This is a genomic window from Streptomyces sp. NBC_00568, assembly GCF_026341855.1.
GTDB lineage: Bacteria > Actinomycetota > Actinomycetes > Streptomycetales > Streptomycetaceae > Streptomyces.
In genome coordinates, this window is sequence record NZ_JAPENW010000001.1 from 6,084,634 (window position 1) to 6,097,479 (window position 12,846).

10 protein-coding genes are annotated in these 12,846 nt (G+C 72.2%); 8 read left to right on the forward strand and 2 right to left on the reverse strand.

Annotated elements, in window-relative coordinates:
• Window positions 1-229 precede the first annotated feature (229 nt).
• The 6 genes from OOK38_RS26490 (at window position 230) to OOK38_RS26515 (ending at window position 6,764) form a co-directional block, all read left to right on the forward strand.
• Complete coding sequence (locus OOK38_RS26490; RefSeq protein ID WP_016638838.1) at window positions 230-553, forward strand: integration host factor; 324 nt, start codon at window positions 230-232, stop codon at window positions 551-553.
• A gap of 37 nt (window positions 554-590) precedes the next feature.
• A complete protein-coding gene (gene gmk / locus OOK38_RS26495; RefSeq protein ID WP_266756481.1) occupies window positions 591-1,148 on the forward strand; it encodes a guanylate kinase in 558 nt (185 codons plus the stop codon).
• Window positions 1,149-1,186: 38 nt separating this feature from the next.
• Complete coding sequence (gene rpoZ, locus OOK38_RS26500; RefSeq protein ID WP_003982715.1) at window positions 1,187-1,459, forward strand: DNA-directed RNA polymerase subunit omega; 273 nt, start codon at window positions 1,187-1,189, stop codon at window positions 1,457-1,459.
• A gap of 91 nt (window positions 1,460-1,550) precedes the next feature.
• Window positions 1,551-2,753 (forward strand): bifunctional phosphopantothenoylcysteine decarboxylase/phosphopantothenate--cysteine ligase CoaBC, encoded by a 1,203-nt coding sequence (gene coaBC / locus OOK38_RS26505; RefSeq protein ID WP_266848855.1) that lies wholly within the window; start codon window positions 1,551-1,553, stop codon window positions 2,751-2,753.
• 238 nt (window positions 2,754-2,991) lie between these two features.
• Window positions 2,992-4,200, forward strand: coding sequence for a methionine adenosyltransferase (metK, locus tag OOK38_RS26510; protein WP_266756478.1), 1,209 nt, complete (start codon window positions 2,992-2,994; stop codon window positions 4,198-4,200).
• 416 nt (window positions 4,201-4,616) lie between these two features.
• Window positions 4,617-6,764 (forward strand): primosomal protein N', encoded by a 2,148-nt coding sequence (locus OOK38_RS26515; RefSeq protein ID WP_266848857.1) that lies wholly within the window; start codon window positions 4,617-4,619, stop codon window positions 6,762-6,764.
• A 286-nt stretch (window positions 6,765-7,050) separates the two neighbouring features.
• On the opposite strand, the gene OOK38_RS26520 is transcribed toward OOK38_RS26515, so the two are convergent.
• The gene (locus OOK38_RS26520; RefSeq protein ID WP_266756474.1) at window positions 7,051-7,593 is read right to left on the reverse strand and encodes a hypothetical protein; all 543 of its coding nucleotides are present in this window, start codon (window positions 7,591-7,593) and stop codon (window positions 7,051-7,053) included.
• A gap of 361 nt (window positions 7,594-7,954) precedes the next feature.
• On the opposite strand from OOK38_RS26520, the gene fmt reads away from it, so the two are divergent.
• Together fmt and OOK38_RS26530 are read left to right on the forward strand one after the other, a co-directional pair.
• Window positions 7,955-8,887, forward strand: coding sequence for a methionyl-tRNA formyltransferase (gene fmt / locus OOK38_RS26525; protein ID WP_266756472.1), 933 nt, complete (start codon window positions 7,955-7,957; stop codon window positions 8,885-8,887).
• A gap of 62 nt (window positions 8,888-8,949) precedes the next feature.
• A complete protein-coding gene (locus tag OOK38_RS26530; RefSeq protein WP_266756471.1) occupies window positions 8,950-10,383 on the forward strand; it encodes an RsmB/NOP family class I SAM-dependent RNA methyltransferase in 1,434 nt (477 codons plus the stop codon).
• Window positions 10,384-10,456: 73 nt separating this feature from the next.
• Here OOK38_RS26530 and OOK38_RS26535 read toward each other — a convergent pair whose 3' ends face one another.
• Window positions 10,457-12,718, reverse strand: coding sequence for an MMPL family transporter (locus OOK38_RS26535; protein WP_266756469.1), 2,262 nt, complete (start codon window positions 12,716-12,718; stop codon window positions 10,457-10,459).
• Window positions 12,719-12,846 lie beyond the last annotated feature (128 nt).

Consider the following 12,846-nt stretch of genomic DNA (forward strand, 5'->3'; position numbering starts at 1 on the left):
GTTATGTCGGAAATGTCGGGCTCCAGGGAGGCTGACCAGGACTTTTCCGCTGTTCTCGCTGACTCCGGCGCACTTGCCCGCTAGTCTCCGACGAGTGGTGGCACCTCCCACGCTCTCAAGGCATCGGGGGAGGTCGGGCAAGCGTGTTGCTCGTAGCCACCCAGGTGTGGGGCGACTAGGTTCCTCACCGGTCCGTATCCGACAGTTCGACATCCGAGGTGACGTAGGCGTGGCTCTTCCGCCCCTTACCCCTGAACAGCGCGCAGCCGCGCTCGAAAAGGCCGCCGCGGCTCGCCGGGAGCGGGCCGAGGTCAAGAATCGACTCAAGCACTCCGGCGCCTCCCTCCACGAGGTCATCAAGCAGGGTCAGGAGAACGACGTCATCGGCAAGATGAAGGTCTCCGCCCTCCTGGAGTCCCTGCCGGGCGTGGGCAAGGTCCGCGCCAAGCAGATCATGGAGCGACTCGGGATCTCCGAGAGCCGCCGTGTACGCGGTCTCGGCTCGAATCAGATCGCCTCTTTGGAGCGCGAGTTCGGCGGTTCCGGCGCCTGAGTCCTGGGCACCCCAGGATTGCTGGAATAATCGCTGCATGAGTGAACGTTCGCGGCTGACCGTGCTCTCCGGCCCCTCAGGGGTCGGCAAGAGCACGGTCGTCGCTCATATGCGCAAGGAACACCCCGAGGTCTGGCTCTCGGTGTCGGCGACGACCCGCAAGCCGCGCCCCGGTGAGAAGCACGGAGTCCACTACTTCTTCGTCTCCGACGACGAGATGGACAAGCTGATCGCCAATGGCGAGCTCCTGGAGTGGGCCGAATTCGCCGGCAACCGCTACGGAACTCCGCGGGCCGCCGTCCTGGAGCACCTGGAATCGGGTGTGCCGCTCCTCCTGGAGATCGACCTCCAGGGTGCCCGGCAGGTCCGCGAGTCCATGCCCGAGGCGCTGCTCGTGTTCCTGGCTCCGCCTTCCTGGGAGGAGCTGGTGCGCAGGCTCACCGGGCGGGGCACCGAACCGCCGGAGGTGATCGAGCGCCGCCTGGAGGCGGCCAAGGTCGAACTCGCGGCCGAGCCGGAGTTCGATGTCACCCTGGTCAACACCTCCGTCGAGGACGTGGCGCGCGAGCTGCTAGCCTTGGTGGAAGTTGTTTGATCTTTCAGGTCAATTTTCCACCTTTCGGAAGGCAGAGCGTGTCCTCTTCCATCACTGCTCCCGAGGGCATCATCAACCCTCCGATCGACGAGCTTCTCGAGGCCACCGACTCGAAGTACAGCCTGGTGATCTACGCGGCCAAGCGTGCCCGCCAGATCAACGCGTACTACTCGCAGCTCGGCGAGGGCCTCCTCGAGTACGTCGGTCCGCTCGTCGACACCCACGTCCACGAGAAGCCGCTGTCGATCGCCCTGCGCGAGATCAACGCGGGTCTGCTGACGTCCGAGGCCGTCGAGGGTCCCGCTCAGTAGTCGTTCATCTGCTCATCCCAGGCCCGGCGGCGCGACTGCCGGGCCTGTGGTGTGTCATGGAGTCGTACGTTTCCGAGCTCGGGGAGAGACGGTGGACAAGCCGAAGGTCGTTCTGGGCGTCAGCGGTGGCATCGCCGCGTACAAGGCCTGTGAGCTGCTGCGACGACTGACGGAGTCGGGCCACGACGTGCGCGTCGTGCCCACCGCGTCCGCGCTGCACTTCGTCGGCGCCGCCACCTGGTCGGCGCTGTCCGGCCATCCCGTCTCCACCGAGGTCTGGTCGGACGTCCACGAGGTCCCGCACGTCCGCATCGGGCAGCACGCCGACCTCGTGGTGGTCGCCCCCGCGACCGCCGACCTGCTCGCCAAGGCCGCCCACGGACTGGCCGACGACCTCCTCACCAACACCCTGCTCACCGCCCGCTGCCCGGTCGTCTTCGCGCCCGCCATGCACACCGAGATGTGGGAGCACCCGGCCACCCAGGAGAACGTGGCGACCCTGCGGCGGCGCGGTGCCGTGGTCGTCGAGCCCGCCGTGGGACGCCTCACCGGCGTCGACACCGGCAAGGGGCGGCTGCCCGACCCGGGGGAGATCTTCGAGGTCTGCCGCCGCGTCATGGCCCGGGGGGTCGCCGAGCCGGATCTCGCCGGCCGTCATGTCGTCGTCAGCGCGGGCGGCACCCGTGAGCCCCTCGACCCCGTCCGCTTCCTCGGCAACCGTTCCTCCGGGAAGCAGGGGTACGCGCTCGCCCGCACCGCCGCCGCGCGCGGCGCCCGGGTCACGCTGATCGCGGCGAACACGGGCCTCGCGGACCCGGCCGGGGTCGACGTGGTCCAGGTCGGCACCGCCGTGCAGATGCGGGAAGCCGTACTGAAGGCGGCCCCGGACGCCGACGCGATCGTGATGGCGGCCGCGGTGGCGGACTTCCGCCCGGAGTCGTACGCGGCCGGGAAGATCAAGAAGAAGGACGGCAAGGAGCCCGAGCCGATCGTCCTGGTCCGCAATCCGGACATCCTCGCGGAGATCTCCGGGGACCGTCCGCGTCTCGGCCAGGTGGTCGTCGGGTTCGCCGCCGAGACGGACGACGTCCTCGCCAACGGACGGACGAAACTGGAGCGCAAGGGCTGCGATCTCCTGGTGGTGAACGAGGTGGGGGAGCGCAAGACCTTCGGATCCGAGGAGAACGAGGCGGTGGTGCTCGGGGCCGACGGCAGCGAGACCCCGGTGCCCCACGGACCCAAGGAAGCACTGGCCGAGACGGTGTGGGACCTCGTGACACGCCGACTGGTGTGAAGTCTCGTCCATCCCACCAGTCACCGCAAAGCTCGCAAAATCGGGCGTGGCGACCCTGGCGGAGAGCGACGGCCATGGCGCAGAATGCCCGTGCCGCAGGTCACAGGCCTTCCGAGAGGCGAGACAGGGGTCCCGCGGTGGAGTGCGACCGATAAACTGTTCTCGGACGACGCCGGGCGCAGCCCCCGTCCCGTCCACCAATGATCAGCCAGCAGCCGCTGCAACCACAGGGAGCGTTGTGTCCCGTCGCCTGTTCACCTCGGAGTCCGTGACCGAGGGTCACCCCGACAAGATCGCTGACCAGATCAGCGACACCATTCTCGATGCGCTCCTGCGCGAGGACCCGACATCCCGGGTCGCCGTGGAGACGCTCATCACGACCGGCCTGGTGCATGTGGCCGGAGAGGTCACGACCAAGGCGTACGCGCCGATCGCCCAGCTGGTCCGCGACAAGATCCTGGAGATCGGCTACGACTCGTCGAAGAAGGGCTTCGACGGGGCGTCCTGTGGCGTGTCGGTGTCGATCGGTTCCCAGTCCCCGGACATCGCGCAGGGTGTCGACACCGCGTACGAGTCCCGGGTCGAGGGCGACGAGGACGAGCTGGACAGGCAGGGCGCCGGCGACCAGGGCCTGATGTTCGGGTACGCGACGGACGAGACCCCGAACCTGATGCCGCTCCCGATCCATCTCGCGCACAAGCTCTCGCGCCGGCTGTCCGAGGTCCGCAAGAACGGGACCATCCCGTACCTGCGCCCCGACGGCAAGACCCAGGTCACCATCGAGTACGACGGCGACAAGGCGGTCCGTCTGGACACCGTCGTCGTCTCCTCGCAGCACGCGTCGGACATCGACCTGGAGTCCCTGCTCGCCCCTGACATCCGCGAGTTCGTGGTCGAGCCGGAGCTGAAGGCCCTCCTCGACGACGGCATCAAGCTGGAGACCGAGGGCTACCGCCTGCTGGTGAACCCGACCGGCCGCTTCGAGATCGGCGGCCCGATGGGTGACGCCGGCCTCACCGGCCGCAAGATCATCATCGACACGTACGGCGGCATGGCCCGCCACGGCGGCGGCGCCTTCTCCGGCAAGGACCCGTCCAAGGTCGACCGCTCCGCCGCGTACGCCATGCGCTGGGTCGCGAAGAACGTCGTCGCCGCGGGCCTCGCCTCGCGCTGCGAGGTCCAGGTCGCCTACGCCATCGGCAAGGCCGAGCCGGTCGGTCTGTTCGTCGAGACCTTCGGCACCGCCAAGGTCGACGCGGAGAAGATCGAGACCGCCATCACCGAGGTCTTCGACCTCCGCCCGGCGGCCATCATCCGCGACCTCGACCTGCTCCGCCCGATCTACTCCCAGACCGCCGCCTACGGTCACTTCGGCCGCGAGCTGCCCGACTTCACGTGGGAGCGGACGGACCGGGTGGACGCGCTGCGCAAGGCCGCGGGTCTGTAGTCCCAGATCTTCGTCACAGCCGTGAGGCCCGGCACCCCCAGGGGTGCCGGGCCTCACGGCTGCCGTGCGGAATTCGGTGGCCCCGGCGGGCCGGAATTCGTACGCTGGTGATCTCCCGGTGCGATGGCCGCGGTTACTTCGGTGGAGCACGCTTATGGCGTGCGGTGAATCTGGAACACGTTCCGCTGCCGCTACTGATCTCGGGAGATCCGGCACCACCCTGCCCGGTGCGATGGCCGCGGGTACTTCCGGGGATGTCCCCTCGCGGGTTCGAATCCCGCTGCCGGTCCTGGACTGTCCTGGACCGGTATGGCCGAGCGGCCCATGGCAGAAGCGCCCGCAGGGCGTTCACGATCCGCGGCCGGCCTGATCTCGGGCGCGTGGCGCTGTCAGTGCGGTCTGGTAGGAATACAGCTGTGAGCAGCGCGAACGGGCGACCCGCAGACGGCGCGGACGGTGCGCCGCCCGAGCAGCTTGCGCTGATCCGGGAGGCCGTGCGCCAGGCCAAGGCGCCCAAGGCGAAGCCACGGACCTGGCGGGGGGCTGCGCTCGCCAAGGAGCTGCCCGTCGCGCGGGTGCTCGTCGACAAAGGCGTGCTGCACCTCGACCGCTACTTCGACTATGCCGTGCCCGAGGACCTGGACGAGGCCGCGCAGCCTGGCGTGCGCGTGCGGGTGCGCTTCGGCGCCGGGGGACGCAATGTGCGCGAGGGGCGGCGCGAGGGCGGCGGTCTGATCGACGGCTACCTGGTCGAGCGGGTCGCCGAGTCCGACTACTCCGGGCCGTTGGCCGCCCTCGCGCAGGTCGTCTCGCCCGAGCCCGTCCTCGGGCCCGAACTGCTGGGACTCGCCCGCGCCGTCGCCGACCGGTACGCGGGATCGCTCGCCGACGTGCTGCAACTCGCCGTTCCGCCCCGGCACGCCCGCGCCGAGGCACGGGAGTCGCCGGTACCCCCGCCGCCGCCCACCGCACCCGACCCCGGGACCTGGCGGAGGTACGGGAGGGGGGCGGACTTCCTCGCCTCGCTGGCCTCCGGCGGGGCCCCGCGCGCCGTGTGGACCGCGCTGCCCGGTCCCGAGTGGGCCGACGAGATCGCCAGGGCCGTGCAGGCGACACTCGCCTCCGGGCGCGGCGCGCTCGTCGTCGTACCGGCCGGACGGCCCGCCGCCCGGGTGGACAGTGCCCTCAAGGCCTTGCTGGGGGAGGGGCAGCACGCCGTGCTGACCGCCGACGCCGGACCGGAGCGGCGCTACCGGGAGTGGCTCGCGGTCCGGCGCGGGGCCGTGCGGGCCGTCGTCGGCACGCGGGCCGCCATGTTCGCGCCCGTACGGAATCTGGGACTTGTCGTCGTCTGGGACGACGGTGACGCCGGACACAGCGATGACAACGCTCCCTTCCCGCATGTCCGGGAAGTGCTGGAGCTGCGCGCGTCACGCGACAAGTGCGGCTTCCTGCTGGGGAGTTGGACGTGCACGGTGGAGGCGGCGCAGCTGGTCGAGAGCGGTTGGGCGCTGCCGCTGGCCGCGGACCGGGAGAAAGTGCGCGGCGCGGCGCCGCTGGTGCGGACCGTCGGGGACGGAGACCTCGCGCGCGACGAGGCCGCCCGGGCCGCTCGGCTGCCCACGCTCGCCTGGCAGATCGTCAGGGAGGGGCTGCGGCAGGGGCCCGTCCTGGTCCAGGTGCCCCGGCGGGGATATGTGCCGAGGATGGCGTGCGCGCAGTGCCGGACGCCCGCGCGCTGCCGGCACTGCGCGGGGCCCTTGGAGGCGCAGGACGCCCAGGCACTGCACTGTGCGTGGTGCGGGCGGGAGGAGAGTGCCTGGCACTGCCAGGAGTGCGGAGGGTTCCGGCTGCGGGCGCAGGTCGTCGGTGCCCGCCGGACCGCCGAGGAACTGGGGCGGGCGTTCCCCGCCGTACCGGTGCGCACGTCCGGGCGGGAGCAGGTGCTGGACACGGTGTCCGAGGCGCCCGCGCTGGTGGTGAGCACCCCGGGGGCCGAACCTGTCGCCGAGGGCGGATACGCGGCCGCGTTGCTGCTCGACGGCTGGGCGATGCTCGGACGGCCCGATCTGCGGGCCGGCGAGGACGCGTTGCGCCGGTGGATAGGGGCCGCCGCGCTGGTCCGTCCGCAGGGCGAGGGCGGCACGGTCGTGGTCGTGGCCGAGCCGACCCTGCGGCCCGTGCAGGCGCTCGTGCGGTGGGATCCCGTCGGGCACGCGGTGCGGGAGCTCGCCGAGCGGGCCGAGCTGGGTTTTCCGCCCGTCTCCCGGATGGCGGCGGTGTCCGGGACGCCGGAGGCGCTCGCCGGGTTCCTCGCCGCCGCCGAACTGCCGCGTGACGCCGAGGTGCTGGGCCCCGTACCGCTGTCGGTCACCGAGGCAGGCCGGCCCCGGCGGGCCGGTGGGCCGCCTCCTGGCGAGGTCGGGGAACGGGTGCTCGTCCGGGTGCCCCCGGGCAGCGGCGCCGCGCTGGCGACCGCGCTGAAGAGCGCGCAGGCGGCGCGCATGGCGCGTGGGGGGAACGAGCCCGTACGGATCCGGATCGATCCGCTCGACATCGGGTGAGTCCGGGTGAGGTCCCGTGGATCCGCGAATCGGGCGGGTCGGCGTCACCGGGCTCGCGAAGTGCGGGTGACGACGCGGGCGTTGGGCGGCTGCCGCGGGCATGGCCTGCGGATGTGAACCGCCGGCACGGGCGGTGGTCGCGAACCGCGGACAGGGCTGGCCACCGGGTGTGAAGGGGGGCACGGCGGCGTGCGCGAGCCGCGGGCGTCTGCTGCGGGCACAGGGTGGGCAGGGGACTGCCTCCCGGGTCCTGGCGCCGGGAGGCAGCTGTTGTCGCGGTACCGGGTCAGCCGTTGCGTGGGCCCGGGAAGGCCGTGGGCCGCACCTCGTCGCGGAGCGTGGGGCTGCCGGCCGTCGGCTGGGTCGGCATGGAGCGGGCGGCGGGGACGGTCGGCACCGCGGGGATCACGGTGTCGACGGCGACCGTGCGGGTGCTCGCCGTCTCCGTGGCGCGCTCCGCCTCCGCGGCGGCCTGGGCGGCCGCGCGGCGGGCGCCGTAACGACGGTGCACCGCCTGCTTGGTGACCCCGAGGGCCGAGCCCACCGCGTCCCACGAGAATCCGAGTGAGCGGTCGAAGTCCACGGCGGCCGTGACCAGGGTCTCGACGCTGTCCCGCAGCTCCTGGGCGAGACGGACGGTCGGGGCGGGAGCGCGTCCGTAGACGACGAAGCCCGTGGAGGGTCCGGAGCGGCGCGGACGGTAGACATTGCCCAACTGGGCGGTCAGCGTGCGCAGTGCGTCCACCTGTCGGCGGACCCGCTCGATGTCCCGCACCAGCAAGTGCAGGCTGGCCCGAGCCTGGGCGTCGTGGGTTGCGTGGTCGGCCATGAACAAGCCTCTCGAACAGGCGTTGAAAAGGATCGGGCCGCGAATTTGCAGCCCGCTGTGGTCAACTCTTTCTTGACCAACGCGTGGACGGGTGAGTGGTCACGCTGCGGGGGCGCAGGGGCATATGCACGGGGCGCGTCCCAGGATGTACGCCCCCCGGCGTATGGTGCGCGCGCCCCACGTGCCGTGCCGGTGAGCGAGCCGCACCACCCGTGCGGGCCGGAGGAGATGGCACCCCGGAAGAACCCCCGAGCCCTGGTGCTCCGCGCGGCATAGACTGGTGCGCTGCCCCGCGCTTCGCCTCCACCGGCACGCCCGCGGGGGATGGAAGAGCTCCCGCCCGAGAGGCCAACCGCCACCCATGAAGCTCGTCTTCGCAGGTACCCCCGAGGTCGCCGTTCCCGCCCTGGACGCCCTGATCGCCTCCGGGCGGCACGAGGTGGCCGCTGTCGTGACCCGGCCGGACGCTCCGGCCGGGCGGGGACGACGGCTCGTCGCGAGTCCGGTCGCCGTGCGGGCGGAAGAGGCCGGGATCGAGGTGCTCAAGCCTGTGAAGCCCCGGGACGAGGAGTTCCTGGCCCGGCTGCGGGAGATCGGCCCGGACTGCTGTCCCGTCGTCGCGTACGGCGCCCTGCTGCCCCGGGTCGCCCTCGACATCCCCGCTCAGGGCTGGGTCAACCTGCACTTCTCGCTGCTGCCCGCCTGGCGCGGCGCCGCCCCCGTGCAGCACGCGATCATGGCCGGCGACGAGATCACCGGCGCCTCCACCTTCCTGATCGAGGAGGGCCTCGACTCCGGGCCGGTGTACGGGACCGTCACCGAGGAGATCCGGCCCACCGACACCAGCGGGGACCTGCTGACGCGGCTCGCCTTCGCCGGGTCGGGACTGCTCGCCGCGACGATGGACGGGATCGAGGACGGCACGCTCAAGGCCGTCCCGCAGCCCGCCGACGGCATCAGCTCCGCGCCGAAGATCACCGTCGAGAGCGCCCACGTCGACTGGGCCGCCCCGGCGCTGCGCGTGGACCGCGTGGTGCGCGGGTGCACGCCCGCGCCCGGCTCCTGGACCGTCTTCCGCGACGAGCGCCTCAAGCTCATCCAGGTCGCGATGGTGCCCGACCGCACGGATCTCGCCCCGGGTGAGCTGTCGGTCGCCAAGAACAACGTGTACGTGGGCACCGGGTCCTTCGCCGTGGAACTGCTCTGGGTGCAGGCCCAGGGCAAGAAGCCGATGCGCGCGGCGGACTGGGCCCGCGGGGTGCGGATTCCGTCCGGGGAGCGGCTCGGAGTCTGACGCCGGACCTGCGGCGTACGCTGATAAGCGCATCTTTTTCCTGGATCCGGAGCACCTTTTTCGTGAGTGAGCAGCCCCGTCGGCCGCAGAAGCCCGGCAAGCCCTACCGCCGCCCCCAGAAGGACCCGGTCCGCATGCTCGCCTTCGAGGCGCTGCGGGCCGTGGACGAGCGGGACGCCTACGCGAACCTCGTCCTGCCGCCCCTGCTGCGCAAGGCGCGGGAGAAGAGCGACTTCGACGCACGGGACGCCGCGCTCGCCACCGAGCTGGTGTACGGCACACTGCGCCGGCAGGGGACGTACGACGCCGTGATCTCGGCCTGTGTCGACCGGCCGCTGCGCGAAGTCGACCCGCCGGTCCTCGACGTGCTCAGCCTCGGTGTCCACCAGCTGCTCGGCACGCGCATCCCGACGCACGCCGCCGTCTCCGCCTCCGTCGAGCTGGCCCGGGTGGTGCTCGGCGACGGGCGGGCCAAGTTCGTGAACGCCGTGCTGCGCAAGGTCGCGCGGCAGGACCTCGACGCCTGGCTGGAGCAGGTCGCGCCGCCCTACGACGAGGACCCCGAGGACCACCTCGCGGTCGTGCACTCGCACCCGCGCTGGGTCGTCTCCGCGCTGTGGGACTCGCTGGGCGGTGGCAGGGCCGGCATCGAGGACCTGCTGGAGGCCGACAACGAACGGCCCGAGGTGACCCTCGTCGCCCGGCCGGGACGCTCCACCTCCGAAGAACTCCTCGACGCCCTGGACGAGGACTCGGCGCTTCCCGGGCGCTGGTCGCCGTACGCCGTGCGGCTCACCGAGGGCGGCGAGCCGGGCGCCATCGACGCCGTACGGGAGGGCCGTGCGGGCGTCCAGGACGAGGGCAGCCAGCTGGTCGCGCTCGCTCTGGCCAACGCGCCGCTCGACGGGCCCGACCGGGCCTGGCTGGACGGCTGCGCCGGACCCGGCGGCAAGGCCGCGATGCTGGCCGGCCTCGCCGCCCAGCGGGGCGCCACACTGCTCGCCTCCGAGAAGCAGCCGCACCGGGCCGGGCTCGTCGCCAAGGCGCTCGCCGGGAACCCCGGCCCCTACCAGGTCATCGCCGCCGACGGCACCCGCCCGCCGTGGCGGCCCGGCACCTTCGACCGGGTGCTCATGGACGTGCCCTGCACGGGCCTGGGCGCGCTGCGCCGCCGTCCCGAGGCGCGCTGGCGGCGTCGCCCCGAGGACCTCGACGGCTTCGCCCCGCTCCAGCGCGGGCTGCTGCGCACGGCGCTCGACTCGGTGCGGGTCGGCGGCGTCGTCGGGTACGCGACCTGTTCGCCGCACCTCGCCGAGACCCGCGCGGTCGTCGACGACGTCCTCAAGCACTTCGAGGGCGGCTCCGCCGAACTGCTCGACGCCCGTCCGCTGCTGCCCGGCGTGCCGGCTCTGGGGGACGGCCCCGACGTACAGCTGTGGCCGCATCTGCACGGGACGGACGCGATGTATCTGGCGCTCATCCGCAGAACCGGCTGACCGCTCCACCGTGTCGGACCGGACGGCGAGTCCGCCGGTCCGTCCGGCTGAGAACCGGTCGGCCGGGAACCGGTCAGTCGGGCGGCGGGGAGGGTTTCGCCGGTTCTCCGGTCTCGGTGGAAGACCCGGGCTCCTCGGACGACCCCGTCCCGCCCATCGTCCCGGGTGCTCCCGGCCCGCCGGCTGTTCCGGACGCCTCCGGTTCCCCCGCGTCGGCGGGTCGCGCCGTGCCGTCCTCGCGGGCGAGCCGGTGCGGCCACCACACCTTCGGGCCCACGTCGAGGAAGAGCGAGGTGACCAGCACCGAGCGCACCACGAAGGTGTCCAGGAGCACGCCGAGGGCGACCGCGAAGCCGATCTCCGCGAAGCCCACGATCGGCAGGGTGCCGAGCGCCGCGAACGTGCCCGCGAGGACGAGACCGGCCGAGGTGATCACCGCCCCGGTGGTGGCGAGCCCCGTCACCACACCGGCACGGGTGCCCTGGCGGCCCGCCTCCTCGCGGATGCGGGTGGTCAGGAAGATGTTGTAGTCGATGCCCAGGGCCACCAGGAACACGAAGACGAACAGGGGGAAGGCCACGTCCTCGCCCGCGTAGTCGAAGACGTGCCGGAAGGCCAGCGCGCTGACGCCGAGGGCGGTGGCCAGCGACAGCACCACCGTCCCGATCAGCAGGAGCGGAGCGACCAGAGCGCGCAGCAGGACGCTCAGGACCAGCAGGACCACCAGCAGGACGAGCGGGATGACCAGATAGTTGTCATGCGTCTGGGCGGCGTCCATGTCCAGCAGGGCCGCCGTGCCGCCGCCCACCTTCGCGTCGGCGTCGGGTACCGCGTGCACCGCGTCGCGCACCCGGTCGACGGTGTCCTTCGCCGCCTCGCTGTCGGCCGGGGCGCGCATGGTCGCCTCGAACAGCACCCGGCCGTCGCGCTCGGGCGCGGTGCCCGGTGGCACACCGATGCTCGTCGGCACCACGCCCGGATCCGCCGCGACGGCACGGCCCACCTGCTCGGCCTGGGCCGTGTCGGACACGATCACCAGCGGATCGCCCGCACCCGCCGGGAAGTAGCGGGCCGACACCTCCTGGCCGACCACCGAGTCCGGTTTCCCGGTGAACGCGTCGGCGTTGGAGATGCCCGCGGCCCGCAGCTGGATCAGGCCGAGGGACAGCACCGCCAGCGCCAGTGCCGTGGCGACCCAGGTCGTCCGGGGGCGTAGCGCGATGCGGTGGCCCATGCGCGCCCAGACGCCGCTCCTGGTCGGATCGGGGGAGCCCAGGTGCGGAACCGCGGGCCAGAAGATCCAGCGCCCGAAGACCAGAAGCAGGGCCGGGAAGAGCGTGAGCATGGCGATCAGGCCGACCCCCACGCCGATCGCCGCGACCGGACCGAGGCCCCGCGTCGAGTTCATCTCGGCGACCAGGAGCACCAGCATGCTGAGCACGACCGTCGCGCCCGAGGCGAGGATCGCCGGACCCGCCCGGTTCATGGCGAGCGTCATCGCCTCGTGGCGGTCCTCGTGGCGGCGCAGCTCCTCGCGGTAGCGGGCGACCAGCAGCAGCGCGTAGTCGGTACCCGCTCCGAAGACGAGCACCGTGAGAATGCCCGCGCTCTGGCCGTTGACCGTCAGACCGGCGTGTCTCGCCAGCAGGTAGATCAGCGCCTGGGCCGTGAACAGGGCGACGACCACGCCGAGCAGGGGGACGAACAGCAGGATCGGGCTGCGGAAGGTGATCAGCAGCATCACGATGACGACGGCCATCGCGGCGTAGAGCAGCGTCGAGTCGATGCCCTCGAAGGCCTCGGAGGAGTCGGCGGCGATACCGCCGGGCCCCGTGATGTGCACGGAGAGCCCGTCGCCGCCGTCGCCCACCTCGTCATGGATGGAGTCGACGGCGGGGGCGATCCGCTGCCAGCCGGACGCGTCCATCGTGATGGGGACGTAGATCTGTGCCGCGCGCGGGTCCGCCTGCCGGTCGAAGACCGGTCCCCGGGTCTCCGCGCCCCGGATGCCGTGCTCCCGCAGCGCCTTCATCTGCTGGGCGTCCTCGGCGATCTGCCGGCGGTCCTGTGCCGTCAGGCCGTCCGCGCGCGCGTAGACGACGACCGCCGGAATCTGCTCGGGCCGGAACTCCTCGGAGATGTCGAGGACTTGGGTGGACTCGGCCGAGCCCGGCAGCCAGGACTGCGCGTCGTTGTCCTGGGCGTCGCTGAGCTTCATTCCGAGGGGCGCCACGAAGACGAGGACCAGCAGCCACAGGACCAGGACCAGCCACTTGGACCGCCGTCCGCACACCACCCCGATGGCCGCCCGCTTCCAGGCGTCGAGCCGCTTCATGCCCACCCCCGTGGTCGGACGGAGAGCCGCTGGGCCGCCCAGCATGGCATGCCGGACCGTCGTCCGACATCCGCGGAACAACCCAGGTCCGGACCGAGGAGAGCAACCGGCCCGGGACATGGCAGTCT

Excerpts from the sequence above, each read along its gene's own strand:
- OOK38_RS26520 (WP_266756474.1), bottom strand. The coding sequence starts at position 7,593 with ATGGCCGACCACGCAACCCACGACGCCCAGGCTCGGGCCAGCCTGCAC.
- gmk (WP_266756481.1), top strand. The coding sequence starts at position 591 with ATGAGTGAACGTTCGCGGCTGACCGTGCTCTCCGGCCCCTCAGGGGTC.
- OOK38_RS26535 (WP_266756469.1), bottom strand. The coding sequence starts at position 12,718 with ATGAAGCGGCTCGACGCCTGGAAGCGGGCGGCCATCGGGGTGGTGTGC.
- fmt (WP_266756472.1), top strand. The coding sequence starts at position 7,955 with ATGAAGCTCGTCTTCGCAGGTACCCCCGAGGTCGCCGTTCCCGCCCTG.